Annotated in this window: 19 protein-coding genes, 1 tRNA gene and 1 other annotated feature; of the genes, 5 read left to right on the top strand and 15 right to left on the bottom strand. The window is 48.4% G+C overall.

Annotated features, from left to right (window positions below; genetic code table 11):
• Positions 1-42 precede the first annotated feature (42 nt).
• From NFX39_RS01615 to NFX39_RS01630, 4 genes are all read right to left on the bottom strand, one after another.
• Positions 43-1,431 carry an amino acid permease gene (locus tag NFX39_RS01615; protein ID WP_252442377.1) on the bottom strand — a complete coding sequence of 463 codons (1,389 nt, stop codon included), beginning with the start codon at positions 1,429-1,431 and terminating at the stop codon, positions 43-45.
• A gap of 73 nt (positions 1,432-1,504) precedes the next feature.
• Positions 1,505-1,720 (bottom strand) — a binding site (T-box leader).
• Between the two features lie 195 nt (positions 1,721-1,915).
• Positions 1,916-1,989 (bottom strand) — tRNA-Lys (locus NFX39_RS01620).
• A gap of 81 nt (positions 1,990-2,070) precedes the next feature.
• Positions 2,071-2,631 carry a DNA-directed RNA polymerase subunit delta gene (gene rpoE, locus NFX39_RS01625; RefSeq protein ID WP_252442379.1) on the bottom strand — a complete coding sequence of 187 codons (561 nt, stop codon included), beginning with the start codon at positions 2,629-2,631 and terminating at the stop codon, positions 2,071-2,073.
• 46 nt (positions 2,632-2,677) lie between these two features.
• A complete protein-coding gene (locus NFX39_RS01630; RefSeq protein WP_252442381.1) occupies positions 2,678-3,097 on the bottom strand; it encodes a YwiB family protein in 420 nt (139 codons plus the stop codon).
• Between the two features lie 76 nt (positions 3,098-3,173).
• Between NFX39_RS01630 and NFX39_RS01635 the strand changes: the two genes are divergently transcribed.
• A complete protein-coding gene (locus NFX39_RS01635; RefSeq protein WP_252442383.1) occupies positions 3,174-4,526 on the top strand; it encodes an HD domain-containing protein in 1,353 nt (450 codons plus the stop codon).
• A gap of 53 nt (positions 4,527-4,579) precedes the next feature.
• Here the strand turns inward: NFX39_RS01635 and NFX39_RS01640 are convergent, their stop codons facing one another.
• Positions 4,580-7,114 carry a M1 family metallopeptidase gene (locus tag NFX39_RS01640; protein WP_252442385.1) on the bottom strand — a complete coding sequence of 845 codons (2,535 nt, stop codon included), beginning with the start codon at positions 7,112-7,114 and terminating at the stop codon, positions 4,580-4,582.
• Positions 7,115-7,289: 175 nt separating this feature from the next.
• Here NFX39_RS01640 and NFX39_RS01645 point away from each other — a divergent pair, with 175 nt between their 5' ends.
• On the top strand, positions 7,290-9,359 hold the full coding sequence (locus NFX39_RS01645) for a cation:proton antiporter (RefSeq protein ID WP_252442387.1): 2,070 nt from the start codon (positions 7,290-7,292) through the stop codon (positions 9,357-9,359).
• Positions 9,360-9,426: 67 nt separating this feature from the next.
• Here NFX39_RS01645 and NFX39_RS01650 read toward each other — a convergent pair whose 3' ends face one another.
• From NFX39_RS01650 to NFX39_RS01670, 5 genes are all read right to left on the bottom strand, one after another.
• On the bottom strand, positions 9,427-10,032 hold the full coding sequence (locus tag NFX39_RS01650) for a DUF1054 family protein (RefSeq protein ID WP_252442390.1): 606 nt from the start codon (positions 10,030-10,032) through the stop codon (positions 9,427-9,429).
• Positions 10,016-10,873: a YihY/virulence factor BrkB family protein gene (locus NFX39_RS01655; RefSeq protein ID WP_252442392.1), complete on the bottom strand. Its 858-nt coding sequence runs from the start codon at positions 10,871-10,873 to the stop codon at positions 10,016-10,018. The genes NFX39_RS01650 and NFX39_RS01655 overlap by 17 nt, the downstream gene beginning before the upstream one ends.
• 66 nt (positions 10,874-10,939) lie before the next feature.
• On the bottom strand, positions 10,940-12,301 hold the full coding sequence (locus tag NFX39_RS01660) for an FAD-dependent oxidoreductase (RefSeq protein WP_252442394.1): 1,362 nt from the start codon (positions 12,299-12,301) through the stop codon (positions 10,940-10,942).
• A 101-nt stretch (positions 12,302-12,402) separates the two neighbouring features.
• Positions 12,403-13,119, bottom strand: coding sequence for a VIT1/CCC1 transporter family protein (locus tag NFX39_RS01665; protein ID WP_252442396.1), 717 nt, complete (start codon positions 13,117-13,119; stop codon positions 12,403-12,405).
• Between the two features lie 12 nt (positions 13,120-13,131).
• The gene (locus NFX39_RS01670; protein WP_252442398.1) at positions 13,132-13,806 is read right to left on the bottom strand and encodes a VIT1/CCC1 transporter family protein; all 675 of its coding nucleotides are present in this window, start codon (positions 13,804-13,806) and stop codon (positions 13,132-13,134) included.
• A gap of 131 nt (positions 13,807-13,937) precedes the next feature.
• On the opposite strand from NFX39_RS01670, the gene NFX39_RS01675 reads away from it, so the two are divergent.
• On the top strand, positions 13,938-14,348 hold the full coding sequence (locus NFX39_RS01675) for a Fur family transcriptional regulator (RefSeq protein WP_252442400.1): 411 nt from the start codon (positions 13,938-13,940) through the stop codon (positions 14,346-14,348).
• Between the two features lie 119 nt (positions 14,349-14,467).
• Here the strand turns inward: NFX39_RS01675 and NFX39_RS01680 are convergent, their stop codons facing one another.
• The gene (locus NFX39_RS01680; protein ID WP_252442402.1) at positions 14,468-16,519 is read right to left on the bottom strand and encodes a peptidoglycan D,D-transpeptidase FtsI family protein; all 2,052 of its coding nucleotides are present in this window, start codon (positions 16,517-16,519) and stop codon (positions 14,468-14,470) included.
• Positions 16,520-16,626: 107 nt separating this feature from the next.
• Between NFX39_RS01680 and NFX39_RS01685 the strand changes: the two genes are divergently transcribed.
• Entirely contained in the window at positions 16,627-19,236 is a 2,610-nt protein-coding gene (locus NFX39_RS01685) for a YfhO family protein (RefSeq protein ID WP_252442404.1), read from the top strand.
• A 78-nt stretch (positions 19,237-19,314) separates the two neighbouring features.
• Positions 19,315-19,806, top strand: coding sequence for a transcription elongation factor GreA (gene greA, locus NFX39_RS01690; RefSeq protein ID WP_252442406.1), 492 nt, complete (start codon positions 19,315-19,317; stop codon positions 19,804-19,806).
• Between the two features lie 200 nt (positions 19,807-20,006).
• Here the strand turns inward: greA and NFX39_RS01695 are convergent, their stop codons facing one another.
• From NFX39_RS01695 to NFX39_RS01710, 4 genes are all read right to left on the bottom strand, one after another.
• Positions 20,007-20,951, bottom strand: a complete 945-nt coding sequence (locus tag NFX39_RS01695; protein WP_252442408.1) for a GRP family sugar transporter — start codon at positions 20,949-20,951, stop codon at positions 20,007-20,009.
• A gap of 185 nt (positions 20,952-21,136) precedes the next feature.
• A complete protein-coding gene (locus NFX39_RS01700) occupies positions 21,137-22,348 on the bottom strand; it encodes an endolytic transglycosylase MltG (protein WP_252442410.1) in 1,212 nt (403 codons plus the stop codon).
• An 84-nt stretch (positions 22,349-22,432) separates the two neighbouring features.
• Positions 22,433-23,665, bottom strand: a complete 1,233-nt coding sequence (locus tag NFX39_RS01705) for an acetate/propionate family kinase (protein ID WP_252442412.1) — start codon at positions 23,663-23,665, stop codon at positions 22,433-22,435.
• A gap of 22 nt (positions 23,666-23,687) precedes the next feature.
• The gene (locus tag NFX39_RS01710; protein ID WP_252442414.1) at positions 23,688-24,728 is read right to left on the bottom strand and encodes a class I SAM-dependent methyltransferase; all 1,041 of its coding nucleotides are present in this window, start codon (positions 24,726-24,728) and stop codon (positions 23,688-23,690) included.
• Positions 24,729-24,737 lie beyond the last annotated feature (9 nt).

The following is a 24,737-nucleotide window of genomic DNA, read 5'->3' on the forward strand; positions in this document are numbered from 1 at the left end:
GTCAAACAAAAAAAGCCCCATAGGGCCCTTTTTAAGTATTCTTTAATATTCCGCATCCGCTGCGTCGTTGCGGTGCTTGATAAAGTAAGCAATCAACACAATAACCAACAAGGAGAATCCAATGAGCAATGGCACTTGCGTGTCGGCGTTCAACGTCATGAAGACCAACGTGATGACAAGCATTCCCATTGCAAAGTAGTTTGACCATGGTGACAAGGCCAACTTGAATGGGTGTCCCTTCAATTGATCGAGGTTTTCCTTACGCCACTTGATTTGGCTGTACAAGATGACAAACCAAGGCACCATTCCTGGCAAAGTTGAAGCGGAGTAAACCATGACGAACAACTTTGATGAGTCGTGCCAAATCATTGGCAAGACCGCGTTCAAGATGATTCCCAGAAGGATTCCAGCTGACATAGCCAAAACGGCTACTTCAGGAACGCGCTTCTTTGACAACTTCAAGAACTTAGGTGAGATTTCCTTGTTCAAAGCCAACGTGTAAATCATACGAGATGATGAGAAGAGTCCTGAGTTCAAGGCTGAGATAGCGGCCGTCATCATCACGAAGTTAATGATACCAGCAGCTGCTGTAATTCCCACACGGGCAAACGTTTCAACGAATGGTGAACCAACTTGGTCCAATTGGTTCCATGGATAAATCGTAATGATAACGAAGATTGAACCAACGTAGAAAATCAAGATACGAGCCACGATGGACTTGATGGACTTAACAATCGCTTCTTGTGGGTTCTTTGCTTCACCAGCCGTGATTCCGATAATTTCAATGGCTTGGTAAGAAGTCATGACGATGGACAAAGCAAACATGAAGCCCTTGAAGCCACCGGCGAAGAAAGCGCCGTGTGACCAAAGGTTTGAGAAACCAAGTGGGTGTCCGTGGTTACCAACACCGAGCAAGATGACCAAGAATCCCATGATAATCATGAAGATAATCGTTAACACCTTGATCAATGAGAACCATGATTCCATTGAACCATAGGCCTTAACCGTTACCAGGTTGGCAGCAGTCAACGTGGCCAAAACGATGACACCCGTTACCCATGTCGGGATACCTGGCCACCAGTAATCGAGGTAAACACCAACGGCGATGGTTTCGGAAATCCCAACCATCAACCATTGGATGACGTTGGCCCAGACCGTCAAATAACCAGCCGCTGGGTGAATGTAACGCTTCGCGTAGTTGGCAAAGGAACCAACTTCAGGATCAACGTAAAGCATTTCTCCCAAGGCACGCATGACGATGTACAAAACCAAACCAGAAAGGAGGTAGGCCAAGATAACGGAAGGCCCGGTCCACTTAATGGTAGAAGAGGCTCCCATGAAGAGCCCAACCCCGATGGTTCCACCGAGGGCGATCATTTCCATCTGGAAAGACGATAGTGAACGATTTAATTCTTTTTTATTTTCTGCCATAACAGCACTCCTATTCACAATGAATTAACAATTTAAAGGTCTTGGTTAACAAAAAAGCGCCCCTAGCCAAAAGGCTAGGGACGCTGTTAAGCGTGGTACCACCCAAATTTGCTACGTTAACACACGTAACCTTTAAGACCTCCATAACGGCTGGTCATACCGGGCATACTTTCACACGCTACTCGTATGTCATTTTTAAGAAGTAGTCTTCAAGCAGGTTGTTCGCCATTCTCACCAACCATGACGTCGCTGTATAACAAGGCTGCTTTACTCGTCTTCTTAATGTTGTATCTATCATAAAAGATACAAAGCGGAAATGCAAGTGAATTCAAAAGAAAAATGAAAGAAAAATGAAAAGAATTTTCAAAGTCCGCCCCGGGCCGGCACGGGCCCGACTTTTATTAAAGACAAAACAAAAAGCGTCCGGTATTTCTACCGAACGCTTTTTTGGAAATCTCCCAAGGTCTCCTGATAAAACTATCAGTGCTTCCGCTCGGATTCGAACCGAGGACCTTGGGATTAAAAATCCCCTACTCTAACCAACTGAGTTACGGAAGCAATCAGTGCTTAGCACAGTTATATATATTACCTAAGGCGCCTCTAAAAAGCAACACTTTAGCCGAAAATTTTCAGCGAAAATTACTTTTCTTCATCACCGTCAGAAAGGTCATCCAAGTCGTCCGTTCCTGCCAATTCAGTCAGGTTTTGGTCGATTGATTCTTCCTTTTCTGAATCGTCGTCATCTTCGGAGTCGTTTCCGTCACCGTCTTCGGCGTCGTGTCCGTCGATGTCGTCGAAGTCATCGTCTTCAGGGTCATCGTCGTTGTAGTCGATCACGTCGTCATCAGCGGCGTTGTCGGCAAAGACGTTAACCTTCTTAGAAGCCTTCTTTTTCTTCTTTGGCTTTTCTTCTTCGTCATCGATTTCGTGGATTGATTCGTCGATGGCGTCAACTGGGTACCAGGCACGCAATGCCCATTCGTTGTTCCCAAGTGAGATGAAAGAACCGTCCGTGTTCAAGTCCGTGTAGAACTGAGACAAACGGGACTTAAAGTTTTCGTCATCAACCCCGAGGAAATCCTCGATGGCTGCAACGAGATCTGCGAAGGCCATTGCCTTCTTTTGTTCGGATAGGATGGCAGTGGCGATTTCCACCAATGCCATTTCTTCTTTGAGTTGACCGTTTTCGATTTGTGACATGACTCGTATCCTTTCGCACTTCTAACTAGTTAACTATACTGAAAAATCAGGAAAATTGCAAGGAAACCTGATACTGTCCGACAACTTCGCCGTTGGCTGCCAAAGAGTAGTCCAACAGCACCTTTCCGCTCTCCTTGTTGTCGGCCAAATCGAGTTCAAACCGACGAGTGTTGGTGTCGAGCAACATCATCCCCGCCGCCGTTTGATAAGGCTGGTTAGCAAGCAAGCCCGGCTCAAAGACCAAGCGAGTCTTGTTCACGTTCGAACGGCTGATGGCAACGCGTCCCTCTTCCATCTTAACCATGACCTTTGTCACGGGCTGTTCGGCGATTTCTTCGTCGTAGGTCAAATAGAGGGCATCCCCCTTTTCGACCAAGCGCCCTGTTGCTTGGATGTCGAAACTTTCGTCCCCTTCATCCTGGAAAATCTTAGATTGGAATTGTACTTGTACGGTTTTTCCTGTCATTTTTAACGCTTTCTCGCCTCATTTTTCGCAAGTTTTGCTTCTTTCTATTATAATAGGGATATCGACGAAGGGAAAGGTGAATCTTTTGGAAAAATTAGAACACGAAAAAGTCCTCAGAGACCCCATTCACGACTTTATTCACATCCAAGATCAGCTGATTTTGGATTTGATCAATACGAAGGAATTTCAGCGTTTGCGCCGCGTGCAACAACTTGGTGTGGCCAACACGATTTTCCACGGCGCAACCCATGACCGCTTTGGTCACTGCGCGGGTGCTTACGAACTGGCCCGCCGGGTAACGGAACACTTTGAGCAGTACTACTGCACCAAGGAAGAAGGCGATGGTCTTTGGAACCCCGAAGAACGCATGGTTACCTTGGCTGCCGCACTGCTCCACGACGTTGGACACGGCGCCTTCTCCCACACCTTCGAACACCTCTTCCACACGGATCACGAGGCGATGACGCAACACATCATCACGGGGGACACCGAAATTAACAAGGTGCTCTTGCAAGAAGGTCCGGACTTCCCGAACAAGGTCGCGTCCGTCATTGCAAAGACTTACCCCAACCCACAGGTGGTGCAGTTGATTTCCTCCCAGTTGGACGTTGACCGCATGGATTACTTGCTCCGTGACGCTTACTACACTGGCGCTTCATACGGTGAGTTCGACCTTTCCCGCATCTTGCGGATGCTTCGCCCATGCAAAAAGGGAATTGCCGTTGGAATCGGTGGGATGCACGCCGTCGAGTCCTACTTGGTAGCCCGTTACCAGATGTACTTGCAAGTGTACTTCCACCCCGTTTCCCGCGGAATGGAAATCATCTTGGAACACATCCTGGGGCGCGTGAAGGAACTCTTGGCAGCGGGTAAGGAACCCGAATCATTGGTCGGTCCACTCCTCTTGCCAGTGTTCCAACCGGACCACGATTTAACAGTGCACGAATACCTTCGTTTGGATGACAACCTCTTCTTGACGGCGATTAACGGCTGGCAGGATTCAGACGATACAATCCTTGCTGATTTGTCACAGCGTTTCTTGGGACGTAAGCCATTTAAGTCCATCCAGATCAACGAAGAGTCAGCCCCTCACTTGGACCGACTCGAAAAGATCATCAAGGACGCCGGCTTTGATCCAGAGTACTACACGGCGCGCAACGACGCCTACGATTTGCCATACGACGATTACAAGCCGGCGGCAAAGAAGCCACGGACGCAAATCGAATTGTTGCTGGCGGACGGTACGCAAAAGGAATTGTCTGAGCTTTCAACGCTTGTTGGGGCGATTAAGGGGCACGCATCATTGGATCAGCGCTTCTTCTTCCCACGCGAGATGCTGGACAATGGGCCGGACGACTTGTTCGAAGCCGTGCATGACTCCTTCCAATCATTGATTAAAAACGACACCTTCATTCCTGGTGAAGATTAACATAAAAAAACGCCTCCGATTTTCATCGGAGGCTTTTTTCTGTCCTAATATTTTTATTTAACCAATCCAGCTAATGCAGTTGCAACCGTAGCCTGTTGGGTTTCCACCAACTTTACTCGGTTTTCAATCACAATGCGGTCGACCACAATTTCGCGGGCGATTCCTGGTTGGTCTTCCTTTGGCGTAAAGAAGGCGTTGAAGGCATCCAACTGGGCCTGGCTCTTCAATGTACGGGACATCACCGTGATGTAAGAAGAGAAGGACATGTCACCACCGAGGCGGTCTTCCAACCAACCCCAGTTTGTCGTTACGAAGTCCCAGGCCATGTCCTTGCCCTTGTCGTTGGCCAAGACACCACCGAACCAATCACGCAAATCTTGCGGCTTGATGACATCAGCGTCCATGAAGTAGGACACGAGCGTCTCCAACTGACCGGCGTCCGGGGTCGTGACCAAGGCAGCGCGCAAGTCACGCTTCAAAGAAGCATTACTCGTATCAACGTAGGCCTTCACCATTTCGTCAAAGACTTCTTGGCTGTTGAAGTTCGCCAATTCGTTTTGAAGAACTTGGGTACGTCCGTCAGCTGCAAGCGCCTCAATCGACGTTGTAGAGGCATAACGGGCGTGGGCATCCTTTTTCATGGCCTCGTTCTTTCCAAACAAGGCAGCGGCAATCACCGTTGGACGCATCAACTCGTCGGATACGGAATCAGAGGCCGTTTTGTCCAAACCAAGGCGTTGGTAGCTGTCGTCAGACAGCGTTTTTACAAAGGCCTTCAAATCCTTTTCCAATTGGCTGCCACCATCCGCAAAGACCTTCGCTTGACCGATTACCTGGTAAACGAAGTTTTGAACCAAGGCAGAATCGGAGTCCTTCAACTTTGGCAAGACAGGCAAGATGTCAGCGATTCCCACTTGTCCGGCCTGAGCCAAGAACAGTTGATTCTGCAAGAATTGCGCCTGATCGATGGCTGACATTTCGGCCAATCCTTCGACCTGTTCGGCCACGATTTCATCATCGTATGACACGATGTAGTGGCTGGCGTTTCCAACGTTCAAACGGAACGGACCATCAGAAGCCGTTTTCAATTCTTCCCAGTCACCCAAGTCCAAGCTTTCTTCTGAAAGCAAGTCAGGCAAGCCTTTGACAGACGCTGCCAAAGGTACTGCCCAACGACGGTCGTCGTTTGCAGGCTTTTCACCCAAGACGAACGGCTTTTGGCTGACCTTCACACGACCGTTTTCGATGGCCACGTGCAATTCAGGATAACCTGGTTGTTCCAACCAAGTGGCCATCACAGCACCAATATCTTGACCAGACGCCTTTCCAAGTGCATCCCAAAGGTCTGAACCAGAAGCATTGCCGTAGGCCTTCTTTTCGAAGTAGGCCTTCAAGCCCTTACGCAAAGCGTCGTCACCAATCAACGAACGAACCATGACGAGCAAACGAGCACCCTTGGCGTAAACGATGGCTGGGTCAAAGAGGGCGTCGATTTCTTCTGGGTGGTGTACTTCGACGTGAACGGATTGCACGCCAGGAACGGCATCACGCTTCAAGGCTGCTTGCGCATCCTTGGCGTTGAAGCTTTCCCAGATCTTCCAATCGGGTTCGATTGCGTCAATGCAGACGAATTCCATCATGTTAGCGAAGGATTCGTTCAACCAGAGTTCGTCCCACCACTTCATCGTGACCAAGTCACCGAACCACTGGTGCGCCAATTCGTGGGCAATCACCGTGGCAACGACCTGCTTCATTTCGAGTTCTGTGTTATCGGGGTCGACTAAGAGGTAGGCTTCACGGTACGTAACCATCCCCCAGTTTTCCATGGCTCCGGCTGAAAAGTCCGGCAAAGCCACTTGCAAGGATTGGGCCAATGGGTATGGCGTTTGGTAATAGTCTTCGTAAAAGTCGATGGAACGCTTGGCGATGTCTAAGGCGAAATCCATGTCCTTTGCAGGGTGGGCCTTCGTGGCGTAGATACCGACCTTGATTCCGGACTTCGTCTTCGTTTCAACGGATTGGAAGTCACCGAAGGCAAAGGCTACCAAGTAAGTTGACATCTTAACGGTCTTTTCGAAGTAGTGAACCCCGTCTTCCACCTTTTCTTCCGGCGTGTTTGAGATGGCGACTTCGCCATCCTTTTCGTCAAAGGAGAGCGCGAGCTTAAAGGTCGCCTTTGCTTCCGGCTCATCGATGGATGGGAAGGCCTGACGGGCAAAGTACGTTTCAAACTGCGTGGAAACAACCTGCTTGTCTTCCCCATCTTCCTTATAGTAAGAAGGGTAAATCCCGTTCATGTTGTCCGTCAAAGGTGCGGTGTAGGCTACCTTGATTTCAACCTTGCCGTCCTTTGGACTTTCAAAGGTAAACTGATCGTTTTCCTTATCCATCTCAAAGGCAACGTCTTCGCCGTCCACTTGAACAGAAGAAACCGTCAAATCGTGTTGGTGCAAAGCCAAGTTCTTTTGCTTCGCCTCACCCGTGATTACCGCTGTTCCAGAAATCACCTTTTCAGCACGGGACACATGGATTTGCAAATCATAGTGCTCCGGTTGAAAAATCTCGTAAAGTCGTTGAATTGATGCCATCGCTTTTTCTCTCCTTTTATTAAAGAATTATGATAAAAATATCGCTTAGCCCCAGTATAGCGAAAGCCTTTCAAAAAAGATAGCCTTATTTTTAAAATTCCGTCCTTTCTTGCTCACACTCAAAAACCCCTCTATAATAGTCATTAGTGCAACACTGTTACAAGAAAGGACGATTATGACAACACTCTTTTTGATCGCGTTACTTTTGGTTGCGGTTATCGCAGCCAACATTGTTAAACCCTTCATCCCCCGGGTACCCGAAGCCCTTGTATTGATTATCGTCGGAGGATTGTTCACTTTCATCCCCGTCTTTAAAAACTTCGAACTAGACCCCGAGTTCTTTTTATTCTTGATCATCGCGCCGTTGATGTTCCAAGAGGGTCAAGGTATTTCCTTTGCCACGATGAAGAAGCACTTCAACGCCATTTTCCAATTGTCGGTATTGTTGGCGCTCTTCGTGGTCGGGATTGTCGCCTTCGTGACGGATAAAATTCAATCCGCCTGGCCGCTGACGCTCGCTATCGCCTTGGCCGCCATCGTCGTCCCAACAGACGCCGTTGCCGTGAAGTCCATGACAACCGGCTTGAAAATGCCAAAGGGATTAAACCAATCACTGGAACTCGAATCCCTCTTTAACGATGCCACGGGTATCGTTTTGTTGGACTTGGCCCTTTCCGTTTATAAGGAAGGCCACTTCAGTTTGGTATCGGCCGTAAGCCACTTCACCATTGTAGCTCTTGGAGGATTGATTGTAGGAGCCCTCGCATCCGCCTTAATTGTGATGCTTCGTCTCTACCTCTCCTTCCACGCTTCATCGGCACAGGCTACGACAATTCCACTGAATATTATGACCCCCTTTGCCATCTACCTTTTGGCAGAACACTTCCATCTCTCTGGAATCCTAGCCGTTGTGGCCGCTGGAATCGTGCACAACTACGAGCAATCCCGCTTACAGTTGATTGCAACGGAATCGCGCGTGATTTCCGGTACGATTTGGCAGACGTTGACGACACTTCTAAACGGAATCGTCTTCGTTATCTTAGGACTGTCATTCCCGAAGATTTTGAAACTCATCGGTGACTTTGGTTTTGAAAAGTCACTCGGCCTCTTCTGGTTAGCCGTCATCATCTACATCGTGATGTACGCCGCCCGTTTCATCTGGGTCTCCTTCCAGAAACAAGACCGCTTGGTTTCTTTCTTTGGGGAACACCAAACCGAAGACCGCATTCACCGCGCGCAAATCTTCGGAATCGCCGGCGTCCACGGGGCCGTGACCTTAGCCTTGGCGATGTCCTTGCCAAAGACGGTGAACGGACAGCCGTTGCCATTCTTGAACGAAATCCTTTTGGTCTCCACCTTGGTGATTTTGATTTCACTTATCGCTGCAACGCTCGTCTTGCCAAAGCTCTTGGACGAGGAAGAACTTGCCTACAGCGAAAAGGAACTAAACGATGCACGTTCTGAAATGATTGACGCTTCCATCATCAAGATGGAACAGCGCATTGCTGACCACGACACGAAGACGGCGATTGCCCAAACCTTGCAAACGCAGAAGTTGACGGTTGGGCATCCAAAGCCAAGCCATGAGCAAGAATCCATCGCGTTGTTGACGAAAATCTCGGATCAACTGCAGGAGCGCTTGGACCAGATGGTGGAAGAAGGCTACGATCAAAACATTGTTGATCGTTACAGCCGATTCATGGTTCGAGGTTTACTTTCACCCGCTACTTCCCGACATCCGTTGATGCAGATTAAGCAGCGCTTGCACCATTACCGGCATGAATTTTCCTGGCACATGAAGACGAAGACCTTCACGCAGGGTCAGCGTCGTCGGTACCGCGAAAATATGTTGGCCCGTGACCCCGAACGCGCGCGTCTCGTTCGCCAATGGAAGGATGGCCGCGAAGCCATGCTGTCCTTGAATAAGGAGATGCAACACACGGCGGATGGTCTCTTGTCACATGCCTTGCAAAACGAGCTTGAAAACCACGAGGATACCGAAAACGTGGCGGAAGTTCGCCAGCTGTTGGACCGTTTCTTCCGAATCGTGAACCACGATTACCGTAAGCAAGCCGTGTCTGTGAAAACGTCAGAGTACATTCAGGCCTTTGCCGATGAGTACGCCTACCTGTCAACGCAACTTGCAGCCGGGAAGGTGAAGGCGGCTGTCGCCGATGAACTCTACAACGAGATTAATCAAGCGCAGACACTTCTTCTGATGGAACAGGAAAACCACGAAGATTAATCTGTGAAAACAAAAAGAAGCAGGCCGCATTGGCCTGCTTCTTTTTTTAACTGATCAAATTGTTTGCTTAATCCGCTAATTGTTCGTAAAGGGGCAAGAGCTCCTTCAACGTGTCGAGCAGTAAGTTGGTCAATTGCTCTGGTTCGTCGAACAAGGGGCTATCCTTTGGGATTTGGCGTCCAAGAAGCACCTCGGCTGCCTTCACTTTTCCGTAACGCGTCACGATGGCCTCGTATTCACCAAGTTCGTGGCGGTTGTTATCCATGTGGTCCTGTGACAACACGTAGTCAGATGGCAAGGCGGCAACCTGGTCAGCCAAGGCGTGCATCTGCTCAGCCAAGCGTGGGCCATCCGCCTTCACCTTTTTCATGTTCTCTTCGATGGCCAAGTAGAAGTACAAGTGATCATCCCAGAAACCAAGCTCAAAGTGGGCTTCCATCTTGTAGCCCCGCTTGTTTGGCGCAAAGGCCACCCAGGTGTTTTCAGGTGGGTTCACCTTTCGCATCTTGTGCTTGGCCACGTGTGCCACCCAGGGACGACCGTCAGCGTTCAAAATAGGCATCGCCAACTCAGCGAAGGCCTCGAACTTTGGATCGATGACGTTTCGAACCTTGTCCATTCGTCCTTCTAAGGTTTGATCGTTGAAAATATCAAAGTCAGTCTTTTGAAACATTTTTCTTCCTTCCAATCCAGTTGAACCCGGATAACCAATTCATCAAGACGAAACCAGTTACCAACACCGTGGCAACCAAGTTCAGCCAGAGCAGGAACACGATGATCGATGTCAAGGATTGGTAGAAGCCATACTTTCCGAACTGGAATTTGGCCACAAGCGCAAACACCTTGTTCAGCCCGTTCAAGGCAACCAAGTCGAAGAGTGACCCCAACAATGAGGCCAAGAACGGTGCACGGGCTTCTTTCGTTGGTAACTCATAGTTCATCCAAATCAACACGGCCCAAAGTCCAAACATGAGCACCCAGCGCGTTGGCTTCACCCAGAAGCCCAAGCCCGTCAAATCCTGGATGTAAACGCCCAGGATGTTTCCGGCAAAAATGAGAACTGTGAAGACCACGACCATTAAAATGAGCCAGAGGAAGGACCAGAGTCGAGCCAAGATTGGCAAGAATGGTTCTTCGGCATCTGCTACTCGGTTAAAGGCTTCACGCAAGACCGTAATCACCCGTGACAACGCCCAGATAATAAAAATCAGAGACAGTGACCAGTAAGATTGCGTATTCGTATGCGCCACTGAATTCAAAATGGGATGGATGAATTCGTTCACCGTTGCCGGCAAGAAGTCCGCCATCATTTCCGATAAGCGCGACGTGGTTACGTTCAAGGCTGAAATCACCAAAACAACGGCAATCAACAATGGAAACAGCGTCAGCAAAACATAGTAGGCAAAGGTCGGACCAACCAACCCGATTTGAGCTCGTGAGAAGTAGAGAACGAGATCATTAACGTGAAGCAGGCGATCTAACTTCGCCCACCCTTTTGTAATTCGATTTATCATAATCCCTATTATATAAAAAAAGAACGTCCTTAGGGCGTTCTTTTTGTTTTAAAATCATAATCCAGCTTAAACTGATGGCGTTTGTCCCAAAGCAACCTGAGCTGCCAAGTTCAAAACGGACCACTGACGGTCGAATCCAGGTTGGAAGAAGAAGTCGGCTTCGGCCAAGTCTTCCAAGGTCATCTTACCCTTGATAGCCAAGGCAATCGTGTTGGCATGAGCCGTTACGTCCTGCGTTGACAATACTTGTCCACCCAAGATTTCGTGTGTCTCTGGTTGGTAAGTCAACTTTACCCAAATTTCAGGGTTGCCGTCCGTCACGAACTCAGGACGAACCGTTGCATGGTACAAAGAACCAGCCGTCTTCAATCCCATCTTCTCGGCGTTGTTGGCGTTCACACCCGTTGAAGCCAACTTGTAGTCGAAGACCGCCAAGGCTGAAGAACCGTTCACACCAGCAAAGGCGCGTCCTGGTTGATCAATCATGATGTTTTCAACAACATAACGGGCTTCGCGACGGGCCGTTGTTGCCAAGGCGATTGGTGCTGGTTGTCCAGCAGGCGTAAAGAGTGGCAAGATGGCATCACCGATGGCGTAAACGTTCTTAGCGTTCGTGCGCAAGTATGGGTCCGTCTTGATCCAACCGCGTTGGTCCAAGTCGATTTGTCCCTTCAAGTAGTCAGTGTTTGGCTTAACACCAGCAGCAACGATAACCAAGTCGGCGTCGAAACTTTGGCCGTCATCAGCCACAACCTTTTCAACAGCACCGTTTCCTTCAAATGATGAAACCGTGTGACCCAAGTGGAGGTTAACGCCACCATCAGTCAAAGCCTTGGCGATTGGTTCGGCCAATTCTTCATCCAAGTAGTTTCCCAAAGGACGCTTGATCATGTCGACAACCGTGACGTTCTTACCAGCTTCGGCAAACACTTCGGCGGCTTCGATACCGATGTAACCAGTACCAACGACAACCACGTTCTTGACGGATGAATCCTTCACCTTGTCATCAATCTTTTGTGCCCAGTCACGTCCACGCATCAAGAACACGTTGTCCAAGTCTGCGCCGGGTACTGGCAAAGTCATTGGCGTCACACCTGATGAAATAATCAACTTGTCGTATGAGTCCGTGAATACATCACCTGATACCAAGTTCTTCACCGTCACTTCTTGCTTGTCCGTGTCAACAGCTTCAACCAAGTGTGACTTCAAAACCTTACCACCGTATTGTTCGATGTCAGCTTCCTTAAAGTTACGAACGTCATCACGCTTCGTTACCTTACCTTCGAGGAACAATTCCATTCCACATGACATGAAGGAGATGAAATCTCCCGCTTCATATACCGTTACGTCCATATCGGAATAGCGCGTCAACAATTCGTGCGCTGATTCGTGACCACCGTGCGATGCACCAATAATTACTACTTTCATTTTCTTCCTCCATATTTAACTCAATTACTGACACCTATTATAGTGTCTTTTCTCACATAAGAAAAGCCTGAATTTCGAAAAATCCAGACTAAACCAATTAATTAGAATAGCAACCCAATGCCGTAGTGAATAGCAATCGTTACCAAACCAACCCAAATATTTCTCCAGACTGCACGACCAATCATTCCCTGTGAGAACACAGCGGAAAGCAATCCAGTCAAAGCAGAGGCCACAACCGTTGCCAAGATAGCAGCCACGTATTGGTATTCCACTGGGAAGACCAAGAGGGCGATCAAAGGCAACGCGCCACCCAAGGCAGCGGAGAAGGTTGAAGCAAAGGCGGCAGACATTGGTGACACGTAGTGTCCCAACTGCATGTCGTACTTCACGGACAACACCGTTTCCAAAGGCTTTTCAGCCAACAATTCGCAGGCGATGGCCTTTGCGGTTTCAGGGCTAACCCCACGGTCCGTGTAGAAGGCTTGAACCGTCTCAACTTGTTCGCCAAAGGCTTCCTTCAAACGGGCGCGTTCGAGCGTTTCGGCAACCTTTTCTGAGTCAGACTGGGATGAAACCGCAGCGAACTCTCCTGAACCCATTGAAAGGGCACAGGCTAACAAATCTGACAAACCGGCCAGCACGATGACCAAACGGTCTGACGTTGCGGCTGCAACGGAGAACACAACACCAACAACGGTCAAGATACCGTCGTTTGACCCAAGGATTCCAGCTCGAATGGCGTTCAAGCGTTCTTCCATCGTTTGTCCGGACTGCTTTTCAGCCCGCTTCTTTTGCCAATTCATGAATAATGTCAACATGGTCAATCTCCCTTATTTGAAAAGTGATCCAATCAAGAACGTGACAACCATGGTCAAAATTCCTGAAAGCAAGTTACGAATGGCCCCCTTTGTCCGGTTGGCACCGTTAACAACGGCAGCCATGTATCCGGTCAAAAGCAAGGCAATCAAGACGGCTAAGAAAGTCGCCATGATACGCAAGTTCGGCGTCGCCAAAGCCATGAAGGCCATTGGCAATGCAGCACCGGTTGGGAACGTGACGAAGGAAACCAAAGCGGCTCCCCAGGCGGACACTTCTGATTTCAATGAGAAACCGTGACGCTCACGAACCGTCGTTTCCAACGGATCCTTTTGCATCATCTCCTTCGTGGCCTGCGTGGCTAATTCTTCCGAAATACCATCGCCTTGATACTTTTCTTTGACAAAGTTAAATTCCTTATCATAATCATCTTTAAGGGCCTTCTCTTGGCTAATGCGCGCCTTGTGCTGCGCATCGTGAGATGACCGAACCGAAACAAATTCACCCATGGCCATGGAGACCATGCCGGCCAAAGTCCCGGCAAAACCTGATAGCATAATTGCTCCCAGGCTTTGCCCGGCTTCGGCCACTCCGACGATGATACCGGCAACGGACAAAATCCCATCGTTACCACCCATCACACCGGCACGCACCAAATTGTTGTGCGCCATCAACGATTGCTTTTCCATAATACTTCTCCTAAGTTGTTAAGAATGAATCTAAACTATTCTACCAAGAAAAATACTTTATGTCAATCTTTTGTCTTGTTTCATTCTAATGTTATAATTGAAATGTAGTTAATATTAGCTAGGAGGTTAACATGCTGAACCCATTGAAATCGGTTCTCCAAGAACACAAGTTAAAAGCAACTAGTCAGCGCCTGACCTTGCTAGAATATATGATGACTCACGACACCCACCCAACGGCGGAGATGATTCACAACGATCTTCCTCACATCTCTTTGGCCACGGTCTACAACACCTTGGAAAAGTTTGTCGAGAAGAAGTTGGTCGTCATTATTGATGGCATCTCAGACGGCAAGCGCCATTACGACGCTGCTGACCACCCGCACTACCACGTAATCAACACGAACACCAATGAAATTATTGATGCCGCGAACTTCGATCCAGCGCCTTTGATTAAGGCAGCGCAAGCCGCAACTGGTTTGAAGATCACCGATTATCGAATCGATCTCTACGGAGTAGAACCTGATGATAAGGCAAACAACTAAATACAAGAAAAAATCGCCTGTTTCTCTTTCGAAACAGGCGATTTTTTTATGCGCGTTTTGCGTGCGCGAGTATTAATTCCTTTGTTGGCGAAATCTGAGTCGCGCGCGACTTTAACAGCTTATTTTGCTAAGCCATCCTTTGAGATAACCATCGACCAGAAGGCGTTGATAATCTCGCGGGCAACACGTCCGTTAGTTCCATCCAGGTAGGAATCCATACCAGGGATGGCCAGTGACATGGCAAACGGCGTTCCAGGAACGTAGACAACCATTGATTCGGTATAAGTCGTTGCCCCGTTTGTCGTGGTTTCGGCCGTACCAGTCTTGGCGTAGACCTTTGGATCAAGTCCATGCAGTGCAGAACCCGTGTTATGGGAATCACTTCCGTTAGCCACGCGATTCATTCCGTCCTTAATCACTTGCCATTCGTCGTCTGACAACTGAACTTGTGATTGGAGCTGTGGTTGCGCAGTCCAAACCGTATTCAGGTGCTTAGCCGCCTTATCGGTTTGCATGATGGATCCAACCAAGTGCGGTTGGACAAGATAACCACCGTTTGCGATGGCCGAAACATAACGAGCCAGCTGCAAGGTGGTATAGGAATCATACTGTCCAAAGGAAGCAAAGAGATACTTACCGATGTTAGAACCAGTCGTCAAACCACGGTAACCGGCCGTCTCACCTTCCAGATCAATTCCGGTCTTTGTACCAAGACCGAACTGTCCAAGACCGTTACGGAGGGTCTGGAAGGCGTCAGAGCGAAGATGCAAGGTATCGTTTGCCTTGTACTCCTGGCCACCAATCTTCATTCCTAACTGAACGAAGTACGTGTTGGAAGAACGTTCCAAGGCGGTCTTGGCATCGATTGGAACCGGGTTACCACCCTTGTTCCAGTAGGAGGTAATCTTCGGCGTACCGGAGATTGAAATTCCTTGGTCATTAATGGTGTTGGATGATGGGGTAATCACACCCTTTTGGAAACCAGTGGCTAAGATAGCCGGCTTCACAACAGAACCCATGACGATGGCGTGGTTAATGTTACCCAACTGGTCGGCGGATTTCTTACCCGTTGCGTGATCACGCGTCACACCAGCCATGGCATAGATACCACCGGTGTAAGGGTTGATGACAGTTGAGTAGGCCCCTTCGGCGTTTCCACCCGGAAGGTTGTCTTCCAAGATTTGTTGGACCTTCTTTTGGAACTCGGCGTTAACCGTAAGCTTCAAAGCATCCCCGGCCTGTCCGGCATACTTCAGGTCGGACGTCTTAATGTTACCCATCGTCGTGACCGTTGTCTGGGAAGGTGAACCCTTCAGCAATGATTCGTACTGCTTTTCCATGGCAGACGTTCCCACTGGTTCGTTGTGAGAATATCCCTGCGCCAGCAAACGATGCAAACGATCTTCGGGAAGTCCGGCCGCTTCGTTTGAAACCGTACCCGTCAAAGACTTGAAGTCGTCTCCTTCTGGATAGTTACGAGACCAGGATTCGCCAATCTTCACACCAGGCATATCCGAGAGGCGTTCGGCAATCTTGGCCATGGCGTCGTCGGAGATGTCGGATTCCTTAATGTAGGTTGTCGACAAGGCGGAGGCACCAGACATCTTCTGGAAGATCATGGCCACGTTGTCATCGACTTTGCCATCCGCGAGCTTCTTATCCATGACATACTTAGCCATGGCGGTGTTTTGTTGGACACCAGACCATTCGGAATAGGTCTTTCCGTACTGCTTCTTCAGCTTTTCTTGAATGGCGGTTGCCTTTTTAGGATTCGTCACCAGGTAGTAATCGGCCTTTGAACGGGCGTTCATGCGGGCCGTGTCCACCGTGATGTACTTAGCCAATTCCTTGGCGATACCAGCGATTTTGTAAGTCGTTGTCGTTGAACCACGCGTGTACGTGATAGCCGGCGAAGCTTGGTTCCCAGTGATGACCTTCCCAGTGGAATCATAGATGAGACCTCGGGGGGCGTTTCCCTTTTCAACCGTCTCGTCGGAACGGGCGACTTCGGATTGGTAGCCGGGCCCTTGCTTCAACGTCAGGAAAGCCAGTTGAATGAGAAGGGCAGCAATCAAAGCCACGACCAATCCAAAGAGGAGTTTCAAACGTCCAGGTAGGTTGGCCCGGGCGTCGTTTTTATTTGCATCTTCTAAATAGCGGTTGCGATTCATGAGTTATTCTTTCCATTATTTAAGATAAAACGAGTAATCTTCTCCACTTTACCATATCGGGCAATTTTTCCGCTAAAAAAGGCGTGTTTTTTTGGTATTCTTAAGTTATGAAATCTTTTAAGAAACACGTTAACTTAGCCTTTCTTTCACCACTGGCGCTTTCCTTTTGGGCGCCTTTTTTCATCATGCTGTCTTACTTTGCTTACCGGGGTATGACGCCCTTTGGCTCATCGACTATCTTGACCGTCGATTTGGGCCAGCAGTATCTCGATTACTTCGCTCAGTTTAAGCACACGCTCTTGCAAGATCCGTCCGCCTTTTTTTACTCCTTTTCAACGGGACTCGGTGGCGACATGGTGGGCGAATGGTCCTACTACCTGATGTCCCCCTTTAACCTGCTGCTTTTGTTGGCAACGGCCAAAACACTGCCCGCTTGGATTCTGCTGGTGACGGTCCTGAAGATTTCGTCGGCCGGGCTCACGATGGGCTTCTTTTTGAAGAAGATGGACTGGGTGCGCGGTTACTACCTGCCAGTCTTTGCCATCAACTACCCGCTTTCGGCCTGGTTCATCGCAAACGATTTGAACTTGCTGTGGTTGGACACGGCGATTTTGCTGCCACTAGTGGTTTGGTCCCTGCACCACTTCTATCAAACAAACAAGGTCCGCCCCTTTCTTTTCCTATTAATGGCCACTATCTTGACCAACTACTACATCGCCTGGATGGTCGGTCTGTTTTTGATTTGGTATTTGCCCTTCATGCTGCTAGGACAAAAGAAAGCACACCATTGTTGGCAAAAGACATTTAAGCTGTTTAGCGCAGGGGTCTTGGCCGTGTTGCTTTCTGCTTGGCTGTGGCTGCCAACCTTGATGCAGCTGCAGCTCGGAAAGACGGCACACACCGTACGTTGGACGCTGGGCTTCGAGAACAACCCGTTGGACCTGCTGTTGAAGCTTCTCCCGGGTTCTTTTGACTTTGACCAGATGCAAACGGGCCAGGCAAACTGGCTGGTGGCACCGCTCATCATCTTCTTTTTGTGGGCCTTCTTTGCAAGCAAGCAAATCCGCCTGGCGCAAAAAATCGCGGCGGGTATGGTTATCACGGTGCTGGTGCTGGCAACGACGTGGACGCCGTTGATTCTGCTGTTCCACGGTGGCCAGTACCCAATCTGGTACCCATCGCGTTTCTCATTCTTAATTTCCTTCTTCCTCATTGTGTTGGCGGCCAAGGGCTTCGATGAAATCTGGGAGCCGTCGATTCCGGCGCGGGCCTTCTTCTTGACGGTCATTCTGGGCATTACGGTGTACGGTTCGCTGAAGATTAACCAGCTGTCCTACATCGGAAAGACGGGGCTGTTGGTCTTCTTGTTTGGCTACTTGCTGCTGTTTGTGGCCTTGCTTTTTGTTCATGGAAAAACGCTTCGCTTACTAACGCTAGGAGGTTTAACAGTTCTCTTCTTGCTTTTAAACGCAACACTCACGCTGAATAACATCGCGTATCTGACAAACAGCGAGTACCAGCAGGGTGCAAAGGTCGTCACGGACGTGAAGCCAGCCCTGAAGGGTGATCATTCCTTCTACCGGGTCGCACAAGGAATGGGGCGCACGTACAACGACGCCTACCTCGGCCACTTTAATGCAGGCTCCCACTTTTCTTCCCTCCTACCCGCGCAGTCCGCAACCTTCTACCGAAACATCGGACAGATATCCGGCGACTCAAAGCTTTCCTATAATAATGGAACGGTCGTTTCCGATTCACTTCTTTCCTTTAAGTACTACTTGGCACCAAACAACCAATTCGATGTTAAGCCGCACACGCTAAAGAAGAGCACCCGTCCGGATTACGACAAGGCCACGACCGTCGCTTCTGGTAAGGACTGGCTGTTAAAGGAAAACAAGAACGCACTTCCCGTTGCCTACGCGGCTTCCAAGGATGCTCTGAAGACGCCGTTAACCGTTCGTTATCCACTGGCAAATCAGGAACGGATTCTGACCCACCTGGCAGGTAAACCGGACGAAATCTTCCTGAGCCAAAAGCCATTGACCATCACCCATTTGGATAACATGGCGGAACCTGAACGACTAACTGGTGGCTTGCTGCATCCAGAGGACAAGAAAAAGCGGTCTGGGGTGACCTTGACTTTTACACCCGACAGCAACGACCCTTACTACTTAAACTTGGGTGGTGCCTTTGACCTATCCGGCGTGCAGCTCGTTTTGAACGGCAAGGTGCTGACGCAGGAAACCGGCTACAACCACACGGCGGCCTTGAACCTCGTCAAGGACGCGAAGGGCAAGGAGCAGACCCTGTCCATCATCTTGAACAAGGGCATCAAGAGCCGCTACCTTGACGACTTCGCCCTCTACTCCTTCAACCAGGAGGCGGTCGACAAGGACCTGCAGAGCCTGCAGCAAAATCCGATGACCGTGACGAAGCAAAACAGCCGTCACATCGAAGGAACGATTCAAACGACGACGGACAAGTCGCTAGTGATGACGAGCATACCTGCCGGACCCGGATGGCAGGCTAAGGTGGACGGCAAGGCGGTCAAAACCAAGACCGTTGCCGACGGCTTGCTCGCGGTACCGACGACGGCCGGTAAGCACCACGTTTCTCTAACTTACACCCCGCCCCTCTTGGTTTACGGGGCGGTAATTTCAGGATTGACTGCGTCACTCTGCCTGTTTGGTGTTATGATAAATAAAAGAAGATTCTAACTTGCACCGGGCCAACGCCCGTGATATAGTCAGTTTGCTGTATTTTTTATGCCACTGGCATTGAAAGGATGAATTAACATGGCGGAAGAAAAAACATTTCCAATGACGGTCGAAGGCCGTGAAAAATTAGAAGCTGAGGTGAACGACTTAATTACACGTCAGCGCCCAGAAATTACGAAGCGAATCCAAATCGCCCGTTCATACGGAGATTTGTCTGAAAACTCTGAATACCAATCAGCAAAGGACGAACAAGCCTTTGTCGAAGGTCGCATCGTGACATTGCGTAAGATGATCGAAAACGCAGAGATCATTTCTGCTGACGACTCAGCCGCAGACGAAGTGGCCATGGGAAAGAGCGTCACTTTCCAAGAATTGCCTGATGAAGAACCTGAAACTTACACGATTGTTGGTTCAGTTGAAGCCGACCCAATGTCAGGTAAAATTTCAAACGAATCACCAATGGCTGCCGCATTGCTCGGTAAGAAGACTGGTGAAACGATTAAGGTGCCATTGCCAAACGGCGTGGAAATCGAAGTTAAGATTCTTGAAGTTAAGCAAGCTGAAGCTTAATTTAAATCAAAAAGGACCACATCAGGTGGTCCTTTTTTTATTGCCCTAGTCCAAGACGACAGCGATTGAATGTGGCGGCGAGCACTTTTCAACTCGCCCACCTAAAACTCTTAGGCGGGGTCGGTTGGGACTTTTACGGCAAAGAAAAAGCAGGTTGAATCATTTGATTCACCTGCTTGTTTTATATTCAATTGATTCGATTAAGCGAAAGCGTGGATGTTTCCGATAATCATGGCACCTACAACAACCAAGATTGTTCCGAAGATGATGGCCTTCATTTGAGCTGAAGACTTCTTTTCCTTCAAGATGTAGATTCCACCGAACGTTCCAACAACGATGTTCAATTGTGACAACGTCGTGGCAATCGTTTGACCAACGTGTGGGTTAGCGGCTGAGGCGAACATGAAGATGTTTCCAAAGGCCCAAACCAATCCGGTGATCAAGTTCTTAGTCGTTGGCTTTGAAATCATCGTCTTACCTTCGCGCAAAACGAAGATGGCGATGAACAAGGCACCGATTGCTTGACCGATTCCTTGTGGTCCAACGATGGCCGTCATGTAGTGCAAACCGTGACCAGCAGCACGCGTTTCTTCTGAAACGTAGCCAACCTTTGCCAAGAAGTTTGGCAAAACGAAGTAAAGCATGAATCCAGCAGTTGACATGATCAAGTAGAAGATTGACTTTGAGTCGATCTTTGACTTTTCAACAGCATCCTTGTCAGGCTTTGAGATGAAGACGGCACCGGTTACAACAAGAGCGATGGAAACAACTCCAACGATCCACATTGCACCAGTCGTCCATTCACCAAGAAGCGTTGCGGCAAGCAAAGCGTTCATGATGATTTGTCCAGCAGTTGAAAGTGGCACACCGAGTGACACACCCATTTGCTTGAAGAGCAAGAACTGGAAGGCCATTCCCATTGCCCAAACCAATCCAGACAAGAGACCAACTACCCAGACGTCAACGCCCATGTAGTAGCCGTTTGGCATAACGAAGCCAAACATCGTGATCAAACCGAAGATCAATGCTCCAGTTGACATTCCGAGCGTCTGCTGTGCAGCAGACCCTCCCATCTTAGTTGATACTAATCCAACTGACCCCCAAAAAAGTGCGGGCAGCAAAGCCATAATAATTGCAAAATCCATGTCCTGGACTCCTTTCACTTGATTACATGATTTATTATAACGTGATGTAAACGCTTACACAAGCTTTTTTTACATAAAAATCACGATTTTATCCGTTTTCTTTAAAGAAACGCTGTCAAAGTCACTAACAGCAGCCTTTTAACATCCAAAAGAAATATAAAAAAAAGACCCTTACGGGTCTTTTTTTACTTGTCGTAACGTGACAAGTTCCAGTTTTCGATGATTCGAATGATTGCCTTTGGATAGTTTGGATCCGTGGCATAAGCATTATCATAGAGGGCTTGGGCAGCATCCTTGTAGTTGTCAGCGGCCAAAACATCCTTAAACTGATTGCTGTTCCAGCTATTTCCGTTGACTAAGGTCTTGGAATGCGCCTTCATGGAATCCTTGTAAGAAGAGTATGCGGCAAAGCGCGCCTTCTTCGTTACCGTTTCCCCGTTTTCAACTTCTTGCGTTTCCAAAACAACGGACTTACCAGCGGTTTCATCATCTGACTTCACCCCATAGAAGTTGTTGTACTTGGAAGACAAAACGGAGTCATCCCAGTTTGATTCGTGGATAGCCTGTGCAATCGAGATGGATGGCAGAATACCGTATTGGCTCTTCAATTCCTTAGCATAGGCAGAAATCTTATCAATGAAGGCTAAGCGGCGGTCGAATTCTTTCTTCCCACCGTTTTCGGCCAACAGGATGGCTGACGCAACCGGCATGCCACGCTTTTCCAAGGTGTCATAGTAAGAAGACATTTCCTTATTTGAGCGTTCCAAGAGTGTTTCAACCAAGTTATCAGCACTCTTCGCGTCCTTAATCCGGTAAATACCTGGGTAAACCAAGTCATAGAGCGTCAAATCAGACTTTGCGTTTTTAAAGAGGCGTGGGTACTTACTCTTCATCTTAGACATCAGGTCCTTGTCAGAGTAAGCCTTCAACAGGGCCTTCTTCGAAACATTGGCATTGTCGGCCAACATCCCAGCGGTCTGTTCAGCCGTCTTGTTTACGTTGATGTACGTATATTGCGGATCCAAGACTGGGCCATTCCCCGCCCCTTCCGTCAATTCTTGATAGACGTTATCAATGCTTTGAACAGGTGAGAATTGGTAAGTGCCTGGTTGAATCTCCTTGGCTCCATAGCGCTTGGCATACTTCGTCAGGTACTTTTCACAGTGGATGGCACCAGCCTTTTCAAGCTTTTGCCCAACATCTTTCGTGCTGTCGTCTTTAGCAACCTTCACTTCAATCAATGAAAAGTCGTTCGGGTTCTTGGCAGCGTAACCGCGGTGATTCATGTAGGCAGTTCCAGCTACGATTGCAACGGCTGCAATAACAATCAATAAGAAGAAGTTTCGAATTGGGTGCTTTTGCTTTTGACGTGGACGTTTTGTAAATTCCATTTCCATAATAATTGGCTTTCTTAGTGCAAATGACGGAAAAGACACCGCTTTTTCATGCGGTGTCTTCCAGTAATTCATTAATCGTGATGATTAAGCCATCAAAGATTGTACATCGCGGGCAATCATCAATTCTTCATCGGTTGGGACAACCAATGTCTTAATCTTAGCGTCTGCTGCAGAGATGTCAGCTTCTTCACGGCAACCTTCGTTCTTGGCTGCGTCAATCTTGATACCGAAGTATCCAAGACGAGCAGCAACTTCTTCACGTACCCAATCAGCGTTTTCACCGATTCCGGCAGTAAAGACAATGGCATCGGCACCGTCCATCTTTGCAACGTATTGACCGATGTATGAAACCACGCGGTCAACGAAGATTTGGATAGCCAATTCAGCCTTTTCGTTGTCCTTACGGGCAGCGCGCAAGTCACGCATGTCAGATGACAATTGAGAGATTCCTTGCAAACCAGACTTCTTGTTCAAGACCGTCAACATTTCATCGTTTGACAAGTTTTCCTTACCTTGGATGAATGAAACCAATGAGGCATCGATATCACCTGAACGAGTGGCCATCGTCACACCAGCAAGTGGCGTGAATCCCATTGACGTGTCGAATGATTCACCATTCTTAACGGCAGTGATTGAAGCACCGGCACCCAAGTGAAGGGTGATCAACTTCAAGTCCTTCAAATCCTTCTTCAACAATTCGGCTGCCTTTTGAGCAACGTAACGGTGTGACGTTCCGTGAGCACCGTACTTACGGGCACCATACTTTTCGTAGTATTCGTATGGCAATGAGTAAAGGTAGTTTTCCTTTGGCATCGTTTGGTGGAAGGATGTATCAAAGACAGCTACTGAAGTTGCGTTAGGCAACAACTTTTGGAATGCACGAATTCCCAATGCGTTTGCTGGGTTGTGCAATGGCGCGTAATCAGCCAATTCATCAATCTTGGCTAAGACGTCATCGTTAACCAAAACAGACTTGTCGAAGTATTCACCACCGGCAACAACACGGTGTCCAACACCAACGATTTCTGAGAAGTCGGCGATGATGTCCAAGTCAGACAAGTGTTCCAACATCATGTTGATAGCCACTTGGTGATCCTTGATTGCAGTCGTCGTTTGGAACTTTGCTTTTGCTCCCTTTACTTCAACTTGATCGTTTGAGGCAGCCTTATCATTTGCTGCAAACTTAATCGTAAAGATGGCATCATCCATCCCGATTCGTTCAACCAATCCTTGGGCAATTACTTCTTCAGCTGGCATTTCCAACAATTGGAACTTTAATGATGATGATCCAGCGTTAACGGCCATGATTTTTGCCATGTCTTATCCACCTATCCTTGTTCTAGTCTTCCACATTTTCTTTATTCAGTTTACCCCAGTCACCCAAATCTTGCAAAAATTCTTCCAAGGCCTGGCTTTCCTTAACTGAAGGGTATTGACCGAGCATTACTTCCGTCTTTGGTTGTGCATTTTGATGACGCAAAACCAAGATGGCTTTTTGTTGATTTTTGTTTTTGAAGAAGCCCTGAGGCAAAGTCAAAAACGCCTTCAATTGTGCCTTTGTCGAAAGCAACTTCAAGATACTTTCCCGCTTTTCAGCTGAAAGCAAGTTAGCGGGCACGATGAGGTAGGCCCAACCGTCTTCTTTGATTAAGTCTAAGGACTTTTCAATCATCAAGAAATGGGCGTAGGACTTATCGTCATCCTTTTCCTTAGAAAAGGCAGTGACCATCCCCTCAGGTGCTTCGTTTGGATAGTAGCCAATTGGCAAATCAGCAATCACCGCGTCAGCAGGTTGCAACTCATTCTTAGGAAGGCTCACCGCATCCCCTAAGAAGAGCTCGGTTTCACTTTCACCAAGTAAATCAGCCAAAACAGAGGCGAGTGCCAACTGCTCTTCCGAACCATCAATTCCAGCTGCTTGGACTTGGATGTCCTTTTTGGCAAGCGTTTCTTGAACGGTCCAAAGTAAGTTTCCCGTTCCGACCGTCATGTCAGTAAGAGTGGCCACTCCACCATCTTTTTTATTCAAATTGGCTGTTTTTTCAACCAAATCACCCAATAGATAACCAATACCATCTGGGGTTAACTGGTTGTTTGCTGGTACCTTATCCTCTTTATCAGCCTTTAGAACTAGGAGCTGAAGGATGTGGCGCTTGTCTTGGTACGAGAAGCTCGCCCAGTCAATCTCGAAGAGCCCTTGGAGTGCTTCTTGTGTTTTTTCACCGAGCATCTCTTGATCTTTTTCTGATAACTTTTGCTCATGTAAAGTGGCTAAAGTCTGAATCAGCGCCTGGCGATAATTCACCTTTTCTTCAGAGACCACTTGGTCTGCCACGTTTTGAATTTGTTGGAAAATTTCTGGAATTTGTACTTTTGTCATGCTTTCATT

It is taken from the genome of Fructobacillus apis (assembly GCF_023893635.1).
In the GTDB taxonomy this organism is placed as follows: Bacteria; Bacillota; Bacilli; order Lactobacillales; family Lactobacillaceae; genus Fructobacillus; species Fructobacillus apis.